This window comes from Bacillus sp. FSL W8-0223 (genome assembly GCF_038006805.1).
Lineage (GTDB): Bacteria > Bacillota > Bacilli > Bacillales > DSM-4216 > Bacillus_O > Bacillus_O smithii.
The window spans coordinates 2,275,500-2,297,353 of the sequence record NZ_JBBOVX010000001.1 but is presented as its reverse complement, the minus strand read 5'-3'; the positions used below and the strand labels follow the sequence as shown (position 1 = coordinate 2,297,353).

Annotated in this window: 21 protein-coding genes; all 21 read left to right on the top strand. The window is 40.6% G+C overall.

The window, feature by feature from the left end; translation table 11 throughout:
- The first annotated feature begins 745 nt into the window (after positions 1–745).
- The 21 genes from ltrA (at position 746) to aroH (ending at position 21,820) form a co-directional block, all read left to right on the top strand.
- Positions 746–2,008, top strand: a complete 1,263-nt coding sequence (gene ltrA, locus NST81_RS11135; protein ID WP_327805004.1) for a group II intron reverse transcriptase/maturase — start codon at positions 746–748, stop codon at positions 2,006–2,008.
- Positions 2,009–2,443: 435 nt separating this feature from the next.
- Complete coding sequence (locus NST81_RS11130) at positions 2,444–3,058, top strand: YphA family membrane protein (protein WP_327824236.1); 615 nt, start codon at positions 2,444–2,446, stop codon at positions 3,056–3,058.
- Positions 3,051–3,947: a YIEGIA family protein gene (locus tag NST81_RS11125; protein WP_340402543.1), complete on the top strand. Its 897-nt coding sequence runs from the start codon at positions 3,051–3,053 to the stop codon at positions 3,945–3,947. Before NST81_RS11130 ends, NST81_RS11125 begins: the two co-directional genes overlap by 8 nt.
- A 2-nt stretch (positions 3,948–3,949) precedes the next feature.
- Positions 3,950–4,135, top strand: a complete 186-nt coding sequence (locus NST81_RS11120) for a capping complex subunit for YIEGIA (protein WP_040341891.1) — start codon at positions 3,950–3,952, stop codon at positions 4,133–4,135.
- Between the two features lie 223 nt (positions 4,136–4,358).
- Entirely contained in the window at positions 4,359–5,669 is a 1,311-nt protein-coding gene (gene der, locus NST81_RS11115) for a ribosome biogenesis GTPase Der (protein ID WP_048623578.1), read from the top strand.
- A 19-nt stretch (positions 5,670–5,688) separates the two neighbouring features.
- The gene (locus NST81_RS11110; protein WP_341029890.1) at positions 5,689–6,744 is read left to right on the top strand and encodes an NAD(P)H-dependent glycerol-3-phosphate dehydrogenase; all 1,056 of its coding nucleotides are present in this window, start codon (positions 5,689–5,691) and stop codon (positions 6,742–6,744) included.
- 645 nt (positions 6,745–7,389) lie between these two features.
- Positions 7,390–8,949 (top strand): amidase, encoded by a 1,560-nt coding sequence (locus NST81_RS11105; protein WP_327824235.1) that lies wholly within the window; start codon positions 7,390–7,392, stop codon positions 8,947–8,949.
- Positions 8,950–9,574: 625 nt separating this feature from the next.
- The gene (locus NST81_RS11100; protein ID WP_003355153.1) at positions 9,575–9,775 is read left to right on the top strand and encodes a DUF2768 domain-containing protein; all 201 of its coding nucleotides are present in this window, start codon (positions 9,575–9,577) and stop codon (positions 9,773–9,775) included.
- A 75-nt stretch (positions 9,776–9,850) separates the two neighbouring features.
- The gene (locus tag NST81_RS11095) at positions 9,851–10,558 is read left to right on the top strand and encodes a hypothetical protein (protein ID WP_003355152.1); all 708 of its coding nucleotides are present in this window, start codon (positions 9,851–9,853) and stop codon (positions 10,556–10,558) included.
- Between the two features lie 173 nt (positions 10,559–10,731).
- A complete protein-coding gene (gene spoIVA / locus NST81_RS11090; protein ID WP_003355151.1) occupies positions 10,732–12,210 on the top strand; it encodes a stage IV sporulation protein A in 1,479 nt (492 codons plus the stop codon).
- Between the two features lie 529 nt (positions 12,211–12,739).
- Positions 12,740–13,012 carry an HU family DNA-binding protein gene (locus tag NST81_RS11085; RefSeq protein WP_003355150.1) on the top strand — a complete coding sequence of 91 codons (273 nt, stop codon included), beginning with the start codon at positions 12,740–12,742 and terminating at the stop codon, positions 13,010–13,012.
- 550 nt (positions 13,013–13,562) lie between these two features.
- Positions 13,563–14,132: a GTP cyclohydrolase I FolE gene (gene folE / locus NST81_RS11080; RefSeq protein WP_003355148.1), complete on the top strand. Its 570-nt coding sequence runs from the start codon at positions 13,563–13,565 to the stop codon at positions 14,130–14,132.
- 30 nt (positions 14,133–14,162) lie between these two features.
- Positions 14,163–14,387: a trp RNA-binding attenuation protein MtrB gene (gene mtrB, locus NST81_RS11075; protein ID WP_048623572.1), complete on the top strand. Its 225-nt coding sequence runs from the start codon at positions 14,163–14,165 to the stop codon at positions 14,385–14,387.
- A 187-nt stretch (positions 14,388–14,574) separates the two neighbouring features.
- The gene (locus tag NST81_RS11070) at positions 14,575–15,387 is read left to right on the top strand and encodes a heptaprenyl diphosphate synthase component 1 (protein ID WP_048623571.1); all 813 of its coding nucleotides are present in this window, start codon (positions 14,575–14,577) and stop codon (positions 15,385–15,387) included.
- A gap of 3 nt (positions 15,388–15,390) precedes the next feature.
- Complete coding sequence (gene menG / locus NST81_RS11065) at positions 15,391–16,104, top strand: demethylmenaquinone methyltransferase (RefSeq protein ID WP_048623570.1); 714 nt, start codon at positions 15,391–15,393, stop codon at positions 16,102–16,104.
- A gap of 17 nt (positions 16,105–16,121) precedes the next feature.
- Positions 16,122–17,084: a heptaprenyl diphosphate synthase component II gene (gene hepT / locus NST81_RS11060; RefSeq protein WP_048623569.1), complete on the top strand. Its 963-nt coding sequence runs from the start codon at positions 16,122–16,124 to the stop codon at positions 17,082–17,084.
- 101 nt (positions 17,085–17,185) lie between these two features.
- On the top strand, positions 17,186–17,632 hold the full coding sequence (ndk, locus tag NST81_RS11055) for a nucleoside-diphosphate kinase (protein WP_048623568.1): 447 nt from the start codon (positions 17,186–17,188) through the stop codon (positions 17,630–17,632).
- 359 nt (positions 17,633–17,991) lie between these two features.
- Entirely contained in the window at positions 17,992–18,765 is a 774-nt protein-coding gene (locus tag NST81_RS11050; protein ID WP_048623567.1) for a CheR family methyltransferase, read from the top strand.
- 326 nt (positions 18,766–19,091) lie between these two features.
- Complete coding sequence (aroC, locus tag NST81_RS11045) at positions 19,092–20,258, top strand: chorismate synthase (RefSeq protein WP_341029883.1); 1,167 nt, start codon at positions 19,092–19,094, stop codon at positions 20,256–20,258.
- 1 nt (position 20,259) lies between these two features.
- Positions 20,260–21,351, top strand: coding sequence for a 3-dehydroquinate synthase (gene aroB, locus NST81_RS11040; protein WP_341029882.1), 1,092 nt, complete (start codon positions 20,260–20,262; stop codon positions 21,349–21,351).
- An 85-nt stretch (positions 21,352–21,436) separates the two neighbouring features.
- Positions 21,437–21,820: a chorismate mutase gene (gene aroH, locus NST81_RS11035; protein ID WP_003355138.1), complete on the top strand. Its 384-nt coding sequence runs from the start codon at positions 21,437–21,439 to the stop codon at positions 21,818–21,820.
- The last annotated feature ends 34 nt before the right edge of the window (positions 21,821–21,854 follow it).

The following is a 21,854-nucleotide window of genomic DNA, read 5'->3' as shown; positions in this document are numbered from 1 at the left end:
CATTCGTTCGTTCGGTCATATTAAAGGCAATCAGTCATTCCGCAAATTTTCTTTGCAAAAGCTGCATCGAATTCGGGCTGCTCTGTCATCTCTTATCACTTTTTGAAACAGGAGGAAGAAAACAGCCTGATTCAAAAAGAAAGTTCCGAATAGAAAAAACCCGACGAGAAAATTTTATCTCGTTGGGTTTTCTTGTGTGCGCCCGGCATGGGTGTAATCTATAGGGTGTAAGTCCCGAGCTGCGAAGGCAGAAGTAGCAGTTAGCTTAACGCAAGGGTGTCCGTGGTGACGCGGAATCTGAAGGAAGCGGGCGGCAAACTTCCGATCTGAGGAACACGAACTTCATAGGAGGCTAGGTATCACTGGGTGAGTTTGCACAACAAAACAAAGCCCTTTCTGCCGAAGGTGATACAGAGTAAATGAAGCAGATGGATGGAAGGAAAGATTACACTCTTACCCGGGGAGGTCTGATGGATACGTGAAGTACCCTTCATAACCTACTTAGTGATAAGTAGCTGAGCCATCAGAAGTCAGCAGAGGTCATAGTACGAATTGGTCTAGAACAATTCGGAAGGACTGAACAATTAAGAGAGAATAGCCCTTTGCATTCAGTGTGTCATGTTGAACACAGAAAACGTAGTACCTCACTTGAGGAAGGAAACGGTGAATCCCGTGGGGGACCTCTTGGAGGGTGGAGTGACCACTGGCATAAGAAGATAAGCTATTCACGGAAGGAAGAATAACAATGCTTTTGAATCAAATCCTGTCACGGGAGAATATGCTTTTAGCTTTACAAAGAGTAGAAAAGAACAAAGGTAGCCATGGAGTAGATATGATGCCCGTACAAAACCTACGTCAGCACATAGTCGAAAACTGGATATCCATTAAAGAAGCTATTCTCAAGGGTACCTATGAACCAATGCCTGTTCGAAGAGTCGAAATCCCGAAACCTGATGGCGGTGTTCGGTTACTAGGTATTCCAACCGTAACAGACCGTTTGATTCAACAAGCAATTGCCCAAGTATTATCGAGGATATATGACCCTATGTTCTCCGAACATAGTTATGGGTTTCGTTCAAATCGAAGTGCTCATGACGCAGTTAGGAAAGCAAAAGGCTATATCAGAGATGGTTATAGATGGGTAGTAGACATGGATTTAGAAAAGTTCTTCGATCGAGTGAATCATGACAGGCTGATGAGTACATTAGCCAAGACTATTAAAGAAAAGCCACTATTGAAGCTAATCCGCAAATATCTACAAGCTGGTGTCATGATTAATGGTGTGATATCTAGGACAGAAGAAGGGACGCCGCAAGGTGGCCCCCTAAGCCCTTTACTTTCGAATATTGTACTAGATGAACTAGACAAAGAATTAGAGAAAAGAGGGCATAAATTTGTTCGTTATGCCGATGACTGTAATATTTACGTGAAGTCAAAACGGGCTGGTGAAAGAACCATGGCTAGTGTCAAACGATTTATTGAGGGAAAACTTCGTCTAAAAGTCAACGAGAAGAAATCTGCGGTTGACCGACCATGGAAACGAAAGTTTCTAGGATTTAGTTTTACACCTTCAAAAGAGCCAAAAGTTCGGATTGCCAAGCAAAGTCTAAAACGAATGAAGAAAAAGGTGCGAGAAATCACGTCAAGAAAAATACCATACCCAATGGAATATCGGATTAAGAAACTTAACCAATATCTACTTGGATGGTGTGGATATTTTGCATTAGCAGACACAAAGAGTATCTTTGAAGATTTGGATGGCTGGATTCGACGAAGACTCCGGATGTGTTTATGGAAAAACTGGAAGACCTCAAAGACCAGGATACGCAACCTCATAAAACTAGGAGTTCCTGAATGGAAAGCTTATGAATGGGGGAACAGTCGCAAAGGTTATTGGCGAATCTCAAAAAGTCCCATATTACACAGAACCCTTGGAAACTCCTATTGGAGTAACCAAGGGCTTAAAAGTCTACAGAAACGTTATGAATTCTTGCGTCATTTATCTTGATTGAACCGCCGTATACGGAACCGTACGTACGGTGGTGTGAGAGGACGGGGGTTAATCACCCCCTCCTACTCGATTTAAAAAGAGATTTTGGGACAATCCCCCTTTTTTTTAGTTTTTCATTTCGGATAGGTCAGAATTCGTTCATCTTCTGTTCATGAGGATAAAAAGAAACAATTCCTTCCGTTCCAAGAAAACGCATTCGTTCGCATTGGACGATCATCATTTCGAATAATTCGATTTTCCAATAGATTGGAAATCGGAAAGCGAGGCTTTTGATGAATCCTGGCCTGGCTTTTACCATTAAGAAATGTTATCTTTGTTGTTTTCTCTATCTCTCCCCTCCTTAGTATGAAGGAAATGACGAAAACCGTGAACTTTTCCAATGAATGAAATTCATAATCCTTTCCCATAATGGTAACAATAGGAGGGCAAATGATGGAGTACATAATTTTTTTATCCGTATGCTGGGGTATATGGATAACGGCTACCTTTCTTATGGATAAATCTCATCCTCTACGGTTGAAAATAAGCATTATGAGCTTGCTGCTTTGTATTGGAGCGGGAAAATTTATCACAATCGATCATGCTGAAGTATCGTTTTCTTATCTTTTACTGACAGCGATTGGATGTTTCGCCATTCGACAATATCCATTCATACAACTGTTTTCATTATGTATATCCGCGTTGATGACCGCTATGGTATTCGCGGGGATAAAGCTTTTTGAAATGTATGAAAGGGCCTGGTTTTTAGTCGACGTCAAATGGTATATTGTGATCCTTGTTCTGCTCATTCAATTTGCGATCTATCCTAAGCCTCGACTTTGGAAAAATAGAATGATCTCTGTTTATATGGGGTTTTTAGCGGGAGAATGGTTATTGTTTAAGGTCCTTAGCCAAGCATCCTTGCCTTATAAAATAGGGGATAGCTGGTTTTTAGACTTTTTTTCTTTTTCCATGCTAATCATGGTTGGCATCCATGAATTACGGATTCTCAAATCTATATTCCACGTAAAATCTTTGCCAGTAAAGGAGAAGCAAACTTATGAATGAGTATGTGCATCCAGTGATATTCGGTGTGGTTGCCGGAACATTAACCAGGATTTACATGTTAAAAACAGATTACCGTCAGTATCCGACCTATCTGCACGGAAAAATTATTCATATTTCCATGGGATTTATTGCTTCAGCCTTAGGTTCAGTCGCGATACCGGCGATTATGGAAAAAGATTTTACAGCTATTACATTCTTATCGTTAGCTGCTCAACAATTTCGTGATGTTCGGAATATGGAGCGGAATACGTTGACAACCATCGACCAATTAGAACTAGTGCCAAGGGGCGCTACTTATATCGAAGGAATTGCTGTTGCTTTCGAAAGCAGAAATTACCTCGTGATTTTAACTTCATTCACTACAACGCTTTTGTATGTTGTCTTTCACTTCTATGTCGCACTTATCGGTGCTTTTGTATGTTTGTTGATTTCAAGAAAATTAATGGCTGGCGGAAAACTGGGAGATATCGTTCATATTGAATACGTTGAGCCGCATGTGAAAGGGGCAGGCTTGTATGTGGGAGATATTTATATTATGAATATAGGACTTCCTGAAAGGCAAAAGGAAGTATTGAAATACGGCATGGGATTTATTTTGACGCCAAAAAATTTTAATGCGCGCACTACGATTGCCAACCTCGGACAGAGACAAGCGATATTACACGATATTTCCACCGCTATGGGAGTCATCCGGGATTCCGGAACGCCAGCGTTAGTTCCGTTGGCTAAAAGGGATCTGAATAACGGCCAAGTGGCTGTTTTTGTGTTGCCGCAAGAAAAAAACAAGGAAAAAGCCATCCGTATTTTAAAAGAGGTCCCGACACTTGAAAACGCGATTCGAATGCCGAGTGAGTCAAATGCCATTCAAAAGGGGGATCGGCAAAAATGACAATGATGATTGAAAATTTCATTTTGGCCGCCGTGACCACGAATCCCAAAAAAGTTCCGTCCGGCACGACTGTTTTTCACTGCGAGGATCAAAAGGAGATGGAAGTCATCGCCACGAATTTAGAGGCTATATTGGATGGAATCGCCCACCAGTTGACCGAAGAGATATTTATTATCGTGAGGCATTAGATTCTATTCGCCATTGCTAGTTTTGTGCATTATTGCTAAAATGGTGAAGTTGAACCCTTCTTTTTCGGAAGGGTTTTGTTCTTAATTGATAAAAAATCGACAGACTCGACGGGAGTCTTCCTTCCAGCTGTGCTTTCTCTTAAAATGGACATGTCTTTAGATTGAATTATGGACAAAAAATGAATGGAATATTTTCTATAACCACTGTGAAAGGATGATATAAATGGCAAAACCGGTTGTAGCGATCGTGGGGAGGCCAAATGTGGGGAAATCCACTATTTTCAACCGTATTGTTGGGGAAAGAATCTCAATAGTGGAAGATGTTCCGGGTGTTACTAGAGACCGGATTTACAGCTCTGCTGAATGGCTGACTCATGAATTTAATATTATTGACACCGGCGGGATTGAGATCGGTGATGAACCTTTTCTTGAACAAATTCGCCAGCAAGCGGAAATCGCCATTGATGAGGCGGATGTCATCATCTTTTTGACCAATGGACGGGAAGGGGTTACAGCAGCTGATGAAGAAGTGGCTAAAATTTTGTATCGTTCCAATAAACCGGTTGTGTTGGCTGTCAATAAGATCGATAATCCGGATATGAGGGATGTAATTTACGATTTCTATGCTCTTGGTTTTGGAGAGCCATTTCCTATTTCCGGCGCCCATGGTCTTGGACTTGGAGACTTGCTGGATGAAGTGGTGAAACGTTTTCCGAAGTCTTCTCAGCAAGAGTACGATGATGATGTGATTAAATTTTGCTTAATCGGCCGGCCAAATGTAGGAAAATCTTCTTTAGTCAATGCTATTTTAGGGGAAGAAAGAGTGATTGTGAGCGATGTCGCCGGCACCACTAGGGATGCGGTGGACTCTCCTTATACGTATAACGGTCAAAAGTACGTGATTATCGATACAGCCGGCATGAAGAAAAAAGGAAAAGTATATGAATCAACGGAGAAATACAGCGTGCTGCGTGCTCTTAGAGCAATTGAACGTTCAGACGTTGTATTAGTCGTGTTGAATGCAGAAGAAGGGATAAGAGAGCAAGATAAGAAGATTGCCGGCTATGCTCATGAAGCGGGAAGAGGAATTGTGATCGTCGTAAATAAATGGGATGCGGTTGAAAAAGACGAGAAAACGATGAATGAATTTGAAAAAAAGATACGCAGTCATTTCTTATTTTTGGATTATGCGCCGATCGTATTTGTGTCAGCTAAAACAAAGAAACGTCTTCATACGCTTCTTCCCGTTATAAACATGGTGAGTGAAAACCATGCGATGCGCGTTCAATCCAGCGTGCTCAATGATGTCATAATGGATGCCGTGGCGATGAATCCTACTCCTACTGAGAATCAACGGCGGCTAAAAATATTTTACGCGACTCAAGTGGCAGTCAAACCGCCGACTATTGTTATCTTCGTCAATGATCCTGAATTAATGCATTTTTCATATGAACGTTTTTTAGAGAATCGGATCAGAGATGCATTTGGATTTGAAGGAACGCCTATTAAAATCATTGCGAGATCTCGGAAATAACCAAAAGTAGGTGAAAAGCATGAATGAGACGAATATTGACACGATTACCGTTATCGGTGCAGGCAGTTGGGGAACCGCTTTGAGCATGGTACTTGCGGATAATGGATGCCATGTACGGCTTTGGGGTCATAATCCACAACAAATCATGGAAATCAATGAACATCATACGAATAAAAAATATTTGCCGAATGTCATATTGCCCGAAAACATAAAAGGATTCGCCTCCATGGAAGAAGCGCTGAACGGTGTTGAATTGATTGTATTGGCAGTGCCGACAAAGGCGATTCGAGAAGTTGTCAGACAAATGGTCGAGGTTTTAAAAAAGCCGATTACTCTCGTCCATGTCAGTAAAGGGATTGAGCCCGATACGCTTATGAGAATTTCGGAAATGATTGAAGAAGAAATGCCTTCTTGTTTGTTAACGGATCTTATCGTCTTGTCAGGACCGAGTCACGCAGAAGAAGTAAGCCAGCGTCAGCCGACGACTGTGACGGTTTCTTCAAAAAATATAAAAGCAGCCGAGAAAATCCAAAAACTGTTTATGAATCAGCATTTCCGTGTTTATACGAACCCGGATATGATCGGCGTAGAAATTGGAGGAGCGCTAAAAAATGTCATTGCGCTTGCAGCAGGTATTTCGGATGGTTTAGGGTACGGAGATAATGCCAAAGCGGCTCTTATCACGCGAGGGCTAGCTGAAATAGCCCGTCTGGGAACAAAAATGGGGGCCAATCCTTTAACTTTTTCCGGGTTGGCCGGGCTCGGTGATTTAATTGTTACATGTACAAGCGTCCACTCGCGAAATTGGCGGGCAGGGAATTTGCTTGGAAAAGGAAAAAATTTAAACGAAGTGCTCGAAAACATGGGAATGGTGGTAGAAGGGGTAAGAACAACCAAAGCGGCTTATCAATTATCTCAAAATTATAATGTGAAAATGCCTATTACAACTGCCCTTTATCAAGTACTTTTTCATAACTATGACCCGAAAAAAGCTGTGGATGAATTGATGACCAGAATGAGAACTCATGAAATGGAAGACTTGTCCGGTATTTTAGATGCAAGAATGAATGAGTAATGTGTTTTGGTTTTTGCCCCAACGTGCAAATCGAACGAAACCATTACGCGGCGATAAAAGGATTAAGCGGGAAACTTCAATAGGTTGTTGCCACTCTCGTTTCATTTGAAAAAAGATACCGAGACTTGTCGGCAAAAAAAGCGGAAATTCAAGAGAATTTATGATCATTTGGGCTTTAGAAGGATGCACATCTAGTTTCTACTCATACGATACTATGAGAAAGCAGGCTTTATAAAAAGGATGGGTCGTCTTTCTAACCGGGGATATTCCCCGGTTGTACTTTCTTGAAAAAGTCTCTTGGCAATGAACAAAACAGGAATCATTTGATCAAAACCTCCTCGAAAGCAATGCATCGAGGAGATTTTTTTGTTTTTCTTTTGTGAATGGAGTTGAACGGAATGGCAAATTTTATTTAGTGTGTATGTCCGATTTTTCACTTCGGAAACGAAAACGGCAGCTGTGATTCTGAAGACACGGCCGAATTCTGTGCTTCCTTCTCTTTGAACTCGCCATCCAAAATAATCTTCACTATATTTATGTCAGATTATCTGACAAATAAATATTAAAAATAGTATGAAAATTTTAAAATATAATCAAGAAAGGTTTCGATAAGTGATAGATTATTTAGAAAAGGTGTGAAAACTATTGAAAAAAAGTACTTTATTGAAGTCAAACGAAAAAGATTTCCTTTTTGAAGAAGTCACAGTAGAAGAACTTATAGCTGGGTATCAAAATGGTGAATATACGGCTCAAGAAGTAGTTCAGTCTTACCTTGATCGAATTCATGAATTGGAACAGTTTTATAATGCCTTTACCTTCATGAATCCTAATGCTCTTGAGGATGCTAAAAACATTGACCGGCTGCGTGAAGAAGGAGCAGAACTTGGACCTCTGGCAGGAATTCCTATTGTCATAAAGGAAGCGGTGGATGTTGCAGGGTTTCCTTCCACGTTTGGCTGGGCTCCTCTTTGTAAGGAATCTGGTGGAATCGAGTTAATGCCGGTGAAAGATGCGCCGGTCGTTGCAAGATTGAAAGAAGCGGGTGCTATCATTCTAGGAAAAACCAATATTCCGGCTTTTAGCTGTGCTTATAATGCAAACAATAGTTGGGACGGGCCCACATATAATGCAGTAAACCGCTCGATTTCACCAGGAGGAAGCAGTAGTGGTACCGCGACTGCCGTTTCAGGAAACTTTGCGGTCCTTGGCGTCGCTGAGGAAACGGCCGGATCCATTCAAGTTCCTGCTGCAGCTCAAGCTTTAGTCGGTATTAAGCCTTCTTTTGGGTTAATACCGAATGTCGGGGTCACTCCCCTAGGAGGAACGACTCGCGATGTGTTAGGACCACACGCTCGTACGGTTCAAGATGCAGCGCTTATGCTAAGCGTGATGGCCGGGTATTCAAAAGAAGATCCAAAAACCATTTCTTCAATTGGAAATATTCCTAAAAACGGATACACTTCTTTTCTTGATAAGAATTTTTTACAAGGTAAACGTTTAGGATTATACGGACCGGGATGGCGTACACAAGAACTTTCAGCGGAAACCCAAAAATTGTATTTGGCGGCCATTGAAGTATTAAAAGCCCAAGGTGCGGAAGTTGTTGAGGATCCTTTTGCAGGAACCGGACTTGCTGAATATGTATCATCTAAAGGTGGTCCGTCGGCTTTAGTGGGTCTTGGGCTGGAAACCTTTTTCTACGACTTGGAAAAATACCTTAAACATTTAAATCCGGAGGATCCTTCTCTTTCGATCAAAACAGTGTTTGATAAAGCAAAAAGTATTCCTTGGACTGAAGATGGCCCGCTTGCTTTAGTTCACGATTATGTGAATGCTGAAACAGCTGAAGCGGATCACAGCATTTTGCCGGATTTGAGTGAATTTTACGAAACAAAGGGGGAATTGCTTAGAATGATTCATCAAGTAATGGAAGACAAAGGTCTTGACGGATTTGTCTATCCACAAATGCCAACAGCCATTCCGTCGATTCAGGAAAATGTTGTGCAATCTACCACCATATCTGAAATCAATATAAGCGGTTTACCGCTGATTACCGTTCCGGCTGGCTATTATGAAAGCGGATCGCCGTTTGCATTGGCCTTCTTCGGCAAAATGTGGAGTGAAGGCGAACTGATTGGAATGGCTTATGCTTACGAACAAGCTACAAAACATCGAAAAGCCCCTGTATTGTATCCGGAATATTAAGTCCTTGTTAACATGAAAAGCACGATAAACGCTTTTTGAACCAGCAGCCAGTGAAAAATAATAAAAAGTTTAAACGGCCTTAAGCCCTATATTTCAGTGGTGTGAGGCCGTTTAATTGTTGTTATATTCTTTCGTGGCTATAAAATCGCATGTATATTTTTCAGCCGTTGTAGATCATCCTTCAAGGTATCGTACCTTTCCCCGTGAATGTGTCTCCAAAAAGATTCCATTGGATTAAATCTATACATCTCCCAACCCAACCCGGGACATACTGTGAGTCCGATTTGCTTTCTTCATCTTTCTCTTTCATCCATGCGAAGTTGCCCGCACCTACAATCGATATAAAATAAGTGGATGTTCATCAGGAAATCATACAAAAGCTCTTGATCAAGAGTATCCAACATAAATTTATTATTATAGAATGTTTAAGAACATAACCGACGATCGTTTCATCATAAAGATCACGAATGGTACTGAAATGCAATGTTTTCAAACCATCGTTTTGTTTTATCTGAATCGGCAAAGGAAAAATGCAGCAATAATATTTTTGAAAAATAACGAAAATTCTATGAAATATACTCGTAGCGTGATATACTATATTTGGAAAAATAGGAGGAGATATTCCATGTCACCAGGCATGATTAAAATGTGGATATCCTTTCTTGCGATGGGGTTCATGATTCTTTCTGTGTTCGCTATTTATGTCAGCCGATATAAAATGAAATTTAAGTTTCTTCGATTTCTTGTTGCTTTTTTTGCCTACATATTTTTATTTCTTGGCGGCATCATGATGATCTATGTTGTTTTCAGCGGCCCTGTCGGCTAGAAAGAAAAAGAATTTTCATTTATTCGTATCCGCTTTATTAACGTTGGATTTTTGACATAGAAAGGGAGTTTTCGATTGAGGAAGTTGCTCATATCTGTTTTATTGCTCACAACTGTTTTCTTTTTAGATGGATGCATGTTTCCGGATGAAGAGAAAGCAGAGAATAAAGTCCCTTATCAAGAACAAATTCAATCCGTTCAAAAAGCCGTTGAACAGTTTCAAAAACAAAACGGAGGCATCCTTCCCATTCAAACAAAAGATGAGAATGTTCCAATCTATCAAAAATATTTAATTGATTTTAAAAAATTAGTTCCTCAATATTTGCCGGAACCTCCGGGGAATTCGTACGAAAACGGCGGGATCTTTCAATACGTATTGTTGGATGTAGAGAAAAAACCTGTTGTCAAAATCTTTGATTTGCGTATTGCGGAAACCATAAGGGAATTGGAAATACGTATTCAATCTCACGGATATCCACCGTTTAAAAAAGAAATCGCGCCAAATGTCTATACTCTTGATTACAAAAAACTTGGCTATAAAGAAGAACCAATGGTTACGAGCCCCTACTCTCAAAAAAATCTTCCACTCGTCATTACCGGAGACGGAAAGATTTATGTCGATTATCGTATGGACTTGTATGAGGCCTTGAAAAACAACAAACATATATACAAGCCGGGAGAAGATATACGACCGTTATTAACGCAGCATTCATTTTTCGTTCCCGCTTATTCATTGCCCTATACCGTTAATGAAAAAAATGAACCGGTATTTATGAAAAAATAGGTTCTAACCCTTTTCTTTGCAAATATATTGTAGGGAAGAGGGTTTTTTATTGCATTATTAGAAAGTACATCTTATTTTGCAGTCATAACAAAGTGGGACAATGTCATACACATATATAGAAGACATATATACCAGAATATCATCCCTGGAATGAATGTTGGGAGGGAATCCTTTTGGAAAAAGTAGATCTTTTTAAAGATATTGCAGAAAGAACCGGCGGAGATATCTACTTAGGGGTAGTAGGAGCGGTCCGTACGGGAAAATCAACTTTTATAAAAAAATTCATGGAACTTGTTGTATTGCCGAATATTCAAAGTGAAGCAGACCGGGCTCGTGCTCAAGATGAACTTCCACAGAGTGCGGCGGGGAAAACAATTATGACCACCGAGCCGAAATTTGTTCCAAATCAAGCGGTGAAAGTGAGCGTTGATGAGGGGCTTGAAGTGAATATTCGCTTGGTTGATTGCGTTGGATATACGGTTCCGGGAGCAAAAGGATATGAAGATGAAAACGGACCGAGAATGATCAGCACTCCGTGGTATGAAGAGCCGATTCCTTTCCATGAAGCAGCTGAAATTGGTACAAGAAAAGTCATTCAAGAACATTCAACGATTGGTGTTGTCATTACGACAGATGGAAGTATTGGAGAAATCCCGCGCGCTGATTATATTGAAGCCGAGGAGCGCGTCATCGATGAATTAAAAGAAGTAGGGAAGCCATTTATCATGATTGTCAATTCTGCGAGGCCTTATCATCCGGAAACGGAAGCGCTTCGTTTAGAGCTTAGCGAAAAATATGATATTCCCGTATTGTCCATGTCGGTGGAAAATATGCGGGAAGGCGACGTTTTAAGTGTTTTACGTGAAGCATTATATGAATTTCCTGTGCTTGAGGTGAATGTTAATCTGCCTAGTTGGGTCATGGTATTGAAAGAAGATCATTGGCTTCGGGAAAATTATCAAGAAGCCGTGAAAGAAACGGTGAAAGATATCAAACGGCTTAGAGATGTGGAACGAGTGGTTCAGCAATTTGACGAGCTCGAATTTATTGAAAGAGCCGGTTTGGCAGGAATGGATATGGGGCAAGGGGTTGCGGAAATAGATTTATATGCACCCGATGAATTGTATGATCAAGTATTGAAAGAAATTGTCGGTGTGGAAGTGCGGGGAAAAGATCATCTGTTGGAATTGATGCAAGATTTTGCTCATGCAAAATCGGAATATGATCAAATTGCTGATGCTTTGAAAATGGTAAAACAAACCGGATACGGCATCGCCGCACCGTCTTTAACGGATATGAGTTTAGACGAACCGGAAATTATCAGGCAAGGGTCGCGATTCGGTGTCAGACTAAAAGCCGTCGCCCCATCCATTCATATGATTAAAGTGGATGTTGAATCAGAATTTGCTCCGATCATTGGAACGGAAAAACAAAGCGAAGAATTGGTCCGGTATTTGATGCAAGACTTTGAAGATGATCCGTTATCCATTTGGAATTCCGATATATTTGGCAGAAGTTTAAGTTCGATTGTTCGAGAAGGCATACAGGCGAAACTATCATTAATGCCGGAAAATGCCCGCTATAAACTGAAAGAGACGCTGGAACGCATCATTAACGAAGGTTCCGGAGGACTTATAGCCATTATACTTTAGGCCTCTTATGTGGGAGGTCTTTTTTTATTTACATTTTGACTCGGTATATGCCAATAAAGCGTTTTAACGGTTGAACGATAGAAGGGCGCCCGTTATTTGCCAACAAGGCTATGGCCAATCGGACTTTAAAACAAGCTAATGTGTCGAGTATTTATGTATGACGATTTTTTTAATTTTTTTAATTTTTTTAATTTTTTTTAATTTAATCTTTTCCCCAATTTGTATTCCAGTATGACTTGACAATAAAAGCGATAAAGAGTATAAAAATGGAAACCGCAAAAAATCAATAGAGTATTGGAACAAATCCTTTATGTATGATTAAGGAAATATTGTTAAGGAAATATTGACCGAAATAAAAGAATTGTGCTTGATATGGCAATTCTTATGTGATAATCTTTTAACAGAATTGATGTGATAAACATGAATTCTACAGCGTTTCTCCCATAAAGTTTGTTTAGAAACGGAAAAAATGCGTAAAAATGAAAAATAAGCAGAAGTGCATTGTTAATTTTGGGAGGAGGTGATTGGTGTGAATAAAACAGAACTAATCAACGAAGTTGCAGAAGCAGCTGAACTTTCTAAAAAAGATGCGACAAAAGCGGTGGATGCGGTGTTTACTGCTATCCAAAATGCTCTGGCTAGCGGAGATAAAGTTCAACTTATCGGATTTGGAAATTTCGAAGTTCGCGAACGTGCTGCGCGTAAAGGACGCAACCCTCAAACAGGAGAAGAAATTGAAATCGCAGCTAGCAAAGTGCCTGCATTTAAACCTGGTAAAGCATTGAAGGATGCTGTCAAGTGAGTACATAAGTGCCGGGTATAGAAAGAAGACTCGTACTTTCGAGTCTTCTTTTTTTGTCCCGCTTTAAGCAGGCGAAAGAAGTTACAGGTGAAAGACAGTGCCGCTAAAAGCCCGATTGGTCCAACGAACCATCATTGGAAGAAGATGAGAAAATCTCCGCTTATGAAAGCACTGTATCTCATTTTAAGAAGCGGTAGTTCTGCAAAGATAAGCAGTCCTAATAGGAGAAACTGATTATAAAAAGCCGTTTCTGCAGCGGAAGAGTCTTAAACGAATCGTGGGATGCACAAACCATAAATCTTCGCTGCTTTGAAATAGTTTAAAGGGTTTCATTCTCATGGAAACGGACTTTTTGAAAGATAAAACATTTATCGAAAGGAAAAAGCTAATCCAAATCCATAAAAGTCTTTTTGGTTGTCTTTCATTTTCAATCGGCAAAAAGAATCCCTCTAGATCGCAAATTGCTTCTTTGCCCCCTTCCTATTCGTGTGCTATTATGAAGATTAGCATATGCTTGCGAATGAAAATACCTTTAGGAGTGGTTCTATACATGCAAAAAACAGAAGTCAATTTGACACAAATTGAACAAGCTGTGCGCTTGATTTTAGAAGCAATCGGAGAAGATCCCGAACGAGAAGGGTTGATTGATACACCAAAACGGGTGGCAAGAATGTATCAGGAAGTCTTTTCGGGTTTAAGACAAGATCCCGGCGAGTATTTTGAAACCATCTTTAGCGAAGACCACGAGGAGTTAGTCCTTGTCAAAGATATTCCTTTTTACTCGATGTGTGAACATCATCTTGTCCCTTTCTTCGGGAAGGCTCATGTTGCTTACATACCAAAGAACGGAAAAGTAACGGGCTTAAGCAAACTTGCTCGTGCAGTAGAAGCAGTGGCCAAACGTCCGCAGCTTCAAGAAAGAATTACAGATGAAGTCATAGAGGCCATCATGAAAAAATTAGATCCGCATGGAGCGATGGTGGTCGTAGAAGCTGAGCATATGTGTATGACGATGCGAGGAGTCAAGAAACCAGGATCTAAAACGGTTACGACTGCTGTTCGAGGGATTTTCGAACAAGATGCTCAAGCACGTGCTGAAGTATTGGCTCTTATCAAATAAACTTTTCACCATGAAGGAAGCGAGAGTGGAATGGTCAATCAAAGTGATTATGTGGTCATCAAAGCGTTGGAAAACGGAGTAAACGTCATCGGCTTAACAAGAGGAACCGATACTCGTTTTCACCATTCGGAAAAATTAGATGCAGGCGAAGTAATGATCGCGCAATTTACAGAACACACGTCCGCTATCAAAGTACGGGGGCGTGCGGAAATATGGACGAATGTTGGCCAGCTAAAAAGCGGGGTCGATGAATAAAAGATGAAATAGAAAGAAGAGCAAGCTGTTTTTCATTTAAAAGAAAAACAGCATGTTTTCTTTCATCCAACCGCTGTTCGTAATTAAAAGGCGAGTATGATATAATATTGGTTGTTTTAAAAACTGTGCGTACATATGGGTGAATAGGATACATACTTTTATTTTTATGGGATTAAGGGGAATGCTTATGTACACTTGGTTGAAGAAGATGGCGGATATTAAAGAAGAAATTCAGCAAAAGCTGTCATATCCTTACTTGAGTCGGCATTTGGATGATCCGCATATTGATGAAGATCGGCTCTTATTTTTGTTATTGCCATTTCAAGAAGAATCGTTGAAAGAAAACGTGAAACATTATATTACAACAGCTATGCTGATTCAAATTGCCCTTGATACCCATGAAAAGGTTTCCGTGTCTAATGAAGAACCAGCGATGAAACGTCAAATCAAAGTGTTGGCAGGCGATTATTTCAGCGGGCTGTATTATCAAATTTTGGCCGATGTTCAAAATGTATCCATGATCCGAATATTTGCCAATTCCATTAAGCAAATCAATGAGCAGAAAATCGCTGTATATCAACATGAGAATCGATCGACGGACGAGATTATAAACAGCATCAAGTTGATAGAATCAGGTGTTGCTCAAGGATTTTACTCTTATTTTCAATACGGCGCTTATTCTTCTTTCATATCTGAAATTTTATTACTCAAAAGGCTTCTGCAGGAACGGAACTTATTTTTAAAACAAAAACCGGCTTTGCTTTTTGATGCTTTGAAATCCATTCAATTTCCGACAGTTCAAGGCTCTTTGTACAGTTTGGCCGGAAGTGATCTTCGCTCCTTGCTTCACATTAGCGATCGATACATTCAAAGGACAAAACAAAAAATCGAGAAAACTCTCAACACTTGGGAGCATCGGGATCCATTGCTGATTGAAAAAGTTCGAACGTTGTTAGAAACGGAGCCGTATTCAATCAAAATACTTGCGGAAGAAGGGTAGCGAATGCATCAACCATCATCAAAAGAAGAACGTGTTTTAAATGTGTTTGAAAAAATTTATTCGAATTACGATAAAATGAATTCACTGATTAGCTTTAAGCAACATATGCGGTGGCGAAAAGATACAATGAAGCGAATGAATGTGCAGAAAGGAAAAATTGCTCTCGATGTATGTTGCGGAACGGCTGATTGGACGATAGCGTTGGCGGAAGCGGTCGGTGAAGAAGGAAAAGTGTATGGACTCGATTTCAGCAAAAATATGCTGAAAATCGGCGAACAAAAGATAAAAGAAAAAAACCTTTCCCAAGTGACGCTTCTACACGGCAATGCTATGGAGCTTCCTTTTGAAGATAATACGTTTGATTATGTCACGATCGGATTTGGGTTAAGGAATGTTCCTGATTATTTGCGCGTTTTGGAGGAGATGCACAGGGTATTGAAGCCGGGCGGGATGGCAGTCTGTCTCGATACTTCGCAGCCGACTTTATGGGGATATCGGCAGCTTTATTATTTTTATTTTCGGTTCATCATGCCTTTGTTCGGAAAAATCTTTGCCAAAAGTTATGATGAGTATTCGTGGCTTCAAGAATCCGCCCGCGAATTTCCAGGTATGAAAGAACTGGCAAAGCTTTTTGAAAAGGCAGGATTTATTAACGTCGCTTATAAACCTTATAATGGCGGTGTGGCTGCAAGCCATTTTGGATATAAACAAACGTAAGCTAGGTGGATAAAAATATGAAATTTCAATCGTTATATTCGTTTTTAAAAACGGATATTGATTTAATTGAAAGGGAACTGGAGCAGGCCATTTATTCCCGGTCCCCCATCATTTATAACTCCTCTTTAAAACTGTTGCAGGCTGGCGGAAAACGGATTCGCCCCATCTTTGTCTTGCTGGCCGCTCATTTTGGAAATTACGATATTGGAAAAATCAAAAATTTGGCTGTAGCTCTTGAGCTTATACATATGGCTTCTCTCGTTCACGATGATGTCATCGATGATTCCGATATAAGGAGAGGAAAGCCGACTGTAAAAGCTCAATGGGACAACCGAGTGGCGATGTATACAGGTGACTATCTTTTCGCTCGCTCGTTGGAATATATGACTAAGCTTGAAAATGTGGAAGTTCATAAGGTCTTGTCCGATACGATCATCGAAGTATGTATCGGCGAAATGGTACAAATGAAAGACAAGTATCGATTTGATCAAAATCTAAGGGATTACCTTCGTCGAATTAAAAGAAAAACGGCGTTGCTGATCGCGGCAAGCTGCCAGCTCGGAGCCGTTGCGTCCGGCGCCCCGCCCCATATTTGCAAAAAATTGTACCATTTCGGCTATAATGTCGGGATGTCTTATCAAATCATTGACGATATATTGGACTTCACGGGAACGGAAAAACAGTTGGGGAAACCTGCTGGAGGCGATCTTCTTCAAGGAAATGTCACCCTCCCTGTTTTATATGCCATGGAGAAGCCCGGACTGCGGGAAGCGATCTATACGGTCAATGAAAAAACATCCCAAAAAGATATCAAAAGGATCATCGAACAAATCAAGCAAAGTGATGCCATTCAGCGTTCCAACAATTTAAGCCAAAGATACTTGGATCGAGCAATCGCCATCTTGGATGATCTTCCCGACAATAAAGCAAAAAAGTCTTTGAAAGAAATCGCCAAGTATATCGGTAAAAGAAAATATTAGAAAAAGACATGGAAACGTTGTCAAATATTTGCGCGAATGATACTATTTTCTTGGGTTGTCTTTTGTGACAACAATAGTGATACATAATAGGAGTTGGGAAAATGGAAAGAACATTTTTAATGATCAAACCGGATGGAGTCCAAAGAAATTTGATTGGTGAAATTGTGTCCCGTTTTGAAAAAAAAGGATTTCAACTTGTGGGCGCTAAATTGATGACAGTCACGAAAGAGTTGGCGGAAAAACACTATCAAGAACATAAAGAACGCCCTTTTTTCGGTGAATTAGTGGAATTCATTACGTCCGGACCTGTATTTGCGATGGTTTGGGAAGGAGAAAATGTCATTGCGACAGCTCGTCAAATGATGGGAACGACCAATCCGAAAGACGCTGCTCCGGGAACCATCAGAGGAGATTTTGGACTGACTGTAAGTAAAAACGTCATTCATGGATCTGATTCTCCGGAAAGTGCAGAGCGTGAAATTGGTATTTTCTTCAAAGAAGAAGAACTCGTTGAATATTCAAAATTGATCAACCAATGGATTTATTAAGATAAAAATTTTTTCTTAAGGAAAGGGTTGCCGTGATGGCAGCTCTTTTTTGATTGTTGGGAGGAATCATTTCATTTTGACTGGGTTTCAATCGTGTGAATTTCTGCTCATTCTTGATGTCAAATTTATGATTGATTTCGTTAAATAGGAAATCGAAGCATTTTTTTCCTTCAACTGATTGCCTCCATTCGTTATAATAAAGTACAAACGAAAACTTCAATCCGTGGGAGATGGATAATGAGTGGAACCAGTTCGGGCGTAGAGAGAGTTTCAACCTTGAGGATTTCTGCATGTATTGGTGGCTATTAAGTCTCTATGTTAAGAGGAAATGTGTGTAATTAGATGGAGAGGAAAAAGTCATGCCGGATGATTATCAAGCATTTATTGTTTCGATTAAGAAAAAAACAGGAATCGATCTTTCGTTGTATAAAGAAGCGCAAATGAAGAGAAGATTGACTTCCTTGTATCAAAAAAGGGGCTTTCGCTCTTTTCAAGAGTTTTTTCAAGCGATGAATACCAATTCCGAACTATTGAACGAATGTTTGGATCGAATGACGATTAACGTGTCGGAATTTTACCGCAACAGAAAACGATGGGAAGTTCTTGAGAAAAAGATTTTTCCAAGGATGCTGGCAGCAAACAAGCAGTTGAAAATTTGGAGTGCTGCTTGCTCGACTGGCGAAGAGCCATACACGATTGCCATGATATTGTCCCAGTTTCTCCCCTTATCGCAAATAAGGGTTCTTGCTACGGATATAGACGAAAAGGCGATTCAAAAAGCAAAAATGGGAGTATACCCGGAACGTTCTTTGGAAGAAGTTCCTTCGGAAATGAAAACAAAATACTTCACAAAAGAAGGAGATTTTTATCGCCTATCCGATGAGATAAAGCGTACGGTCCAATTTCGGAAAGAAAACTTGTTTTCAGATCCATTCGAGAAAAATTATGATTTGATCGTCTGCCGTAATGTGCTTATTTATTTTACAGAAGAAGCGAAAGATCTTTTGTATAAAAAATTTAACGCCGCATTGAAAGAAGGGGGCGTCCTATTTGTAGGGAGTACAGAGCAAATTTTTAATCCAGAAGTCTATGGCTTTGAACCGGAGGAACCTTTTTTTTATCGGAAATTATAAATGTTAGACTGTTAGTCGTAAAACGATCACGGGTCCGTAAAGGTATTGGATTTTGAAGAATAAAGAAAAAAGCTTTCATAAGGCAATATGTGGGGGCTGAAAGGCCCTCCGCTGTTTTTGGGCTGGTTTAGCTTTTTTTCGGCAAAGAAAGACGGAAAAATTTTTCAAATAAAATCAATAATAGACGGAACTATTTGAAAACAAATGATATTATGAATAATAGGCAAATAAGAAAAAGTCTTGGAAATTCATTTTTTCTATGCCAAGTCATGCGGAATATGATATATTGTTATAAACGCTTTAACGAGTTGAAGGGAGAAAGTGACATGAGATATTTAACAGCAGGAGAATCACATGGCCCTCAGCTAACTGCTATTATCGAGGGCCTTCCCGCAGGAATGCCTTTAACTGCGGAAGACATCAATATTGAATTAAGCCGTCGTCAAAAGGGCTATGGGCGAGGACGGCGAATGCAAATCGAAAAAGACCAGGTTCAGATTAAGGGCGGTGTTCGCCACAGACTGACATTAGGCTCACCTGTCGCTCTCGTTGTCGAGAACAAGGATTGGAAGCATTGGACCAACATTATGGGCATTGAAGCCCCGGAGCAACCGGAAGAAACAAAAAGAAAGGTTACGAGGCCACGTCCCGGTCATGCGGATTTAAATGGGGGAATCAAATACGGACACCGTGATATGCGAAATGTTCTTGAACGTTCGTCTGCGAGAGAAACGACCGTGCGAGTAGCAGCCGGTGCGGTTGCCAAAAAACTATTAAAACTGCTTGGAATCGAAATCGCTTCTCACGTAGTGGAAATAGGGGGAGTAAAGGCGAAAAACCTCCGCTACAAATCGATAAAAGAACTGCAAGAAGTCACTGAACAATCTCCGGTTCGTTGTTTTGACAGCGAAGCGGAAAAGGAAATGATGAAAGCGATCGACCAAGCAAAAGAAAAAGGAGATTCGATCGGCGGCATAGTGGAAGTAGTCGCTGAAGGAATGCCGGCAGGAGTCGGCAGCTATGTACATTATGACCGAAAGCTGGATGCAAAAATCGCGGCGGCGATCGTCAGCATCAATGCTTTCAAAGGCGTAGAATTCGGGATCGGCTTTGAAGCGGCCGGAAAGTTTGGCAGCGAAGTGCACGACGAAATCATTTGGGATGAAGAAAGAGGGTTTTCGCGGAAAACGAACCGTCTTGGCGGATTTGAAGGGGGAATGACAACCGGAATGCCGATAGTCGTCCGAGGAGTCATGAAGCCTATTCCAACACTTTATAAACCGCTTCAAAGTGTAGATATCGACACGAAAGAACCGTTTTCCGCCAGCATTGAGCGTTCCGACAGCTGTGCCGTCCCTGCTGCCAGCGTGGTCGCAGAAGCGGTTGTTGCTTGGGAATTAGCAGCGGCGATCGTTGATCAATTTTACAGCGACCGTATGGATGCGTTAATTCGAAACGTAGATGAACAAAGAAAGTATGCAAGGGAGTTTTAATATGGAAAAGATGGAGGTCCATACACGAAATAAAACCTACCCGATTTGGGTGGGAGAAAATGCGCTGGAAATGATTCCAGAAATTTTTAAGGAAAAGCTGTCAGATGCCACGAAAATCCTGGTGATCGCCGATAAGCATGTTTCTCATCTATATAAGGAAAAGCTAAAAAAACATCTGCCGACCCATGTCCCGTATGCATGGAAAGAAGTGCCTCAAGGGGAAGCGGCTAAATCAATGGCTGTTTTTGAATCGTGTATAACGGAAGCGCTCGAACAAAATTTGGATCGAAAATCATGTATTATCGCTTTTGGGGGAGGAGCCGCGGGAGATCTGGCCGGATATGTGTCGGCTTCCTATATGAGAGGAATCCGTTTTTTACAAGTTCCAACCACCATTCTAGCCCACGACAGTGCTGTAGGAGGAAAAGTGGCCATCAACCATCCCCTTGGAAAAAATATGATCGGGCACTTCCATCAGCCGGAAGCGGTTATTTTTGATACGAATTTTATCAATAGTTTACCAGAAAAAGAGGTTCGTTCCGGATTCGCAGAAGTGATCAAACATGCGCTGATAAAAGATAAAACATTTTTACATCAGCTAACCAGTACGCTCGTGTCCTTTGATAAGATGGACTCTGATTTTCTGGAAATGTGCTTATGCAAAGGCATCAGCATTAAAGCGGACATTGTTTCAGAAGATGAAACGGAACAAGGAATACGGGCATTTTTAAATTTTGGGCATACATACGGCCATGCATTGGAAGCGACTATTGGCTACGGAAGAATAACTCATGGCGAAGCGGTTATGATTGGAATCGTATATGCATTGTATTTAAGCAAGAAAAAATACTCGCTCGACTTGGATTTGTCGTCTTTTGTTGATTGGATCAAACAACTGGGATATTCCTTGGATGTACCAGAAACGATCTCATTTGATCAGCTTTTCGCCGCCATGAAGCGAGATAAGAAAACGATTGGCAGCTCCATTCGGTTTGTGCTTCTCGAAGAAATCGGAAAGCCTGTCATTGTGGAGATGAATCAAGAAGACTTAAAAGAAGCGGATCAGTTTATTCGATCTTTCTCTAAACTTTGAACCAATCGTTATGAAGACCTTGTCCGTTTGACTAAAAAACCATTTAAGATGGCTTGGACAGTGTATGAGAAAGGGAGGAAATGGATTGATTAGAGGGATAAGAGGGGCGACAACCGTTGAACAAAATGAGGAAACCGAGATCATCGCTGCGACCAAGCAGCTTTTGGTCGAAATGATCGAATCGAATAACATTCAACCGGAAGATGTTGCTTCTGTTTTCATTTCTGTTACAAAAGATGTGTTTGCCGCTTTTCCAGCTAAGGCGCTTAGAGAAATCGAAGGTTGGACATACGTTCCTGTTATGTGTATGCAAGAAATCCCTGTTCCTGATAGTTTAGAAAAATGTATCAGGATTATGATGCATGTGGAAACGGCGGTTCCTCAGGAAGAAATCCGCCATATTTATTTGAATCACGCAACGGTTTTGCGTCCGGATTTAGCAGGATCAAATGAATCTAATCAAAAATAAACTTTAGTGCTACAATAAAGATAAGGTTTCTTTA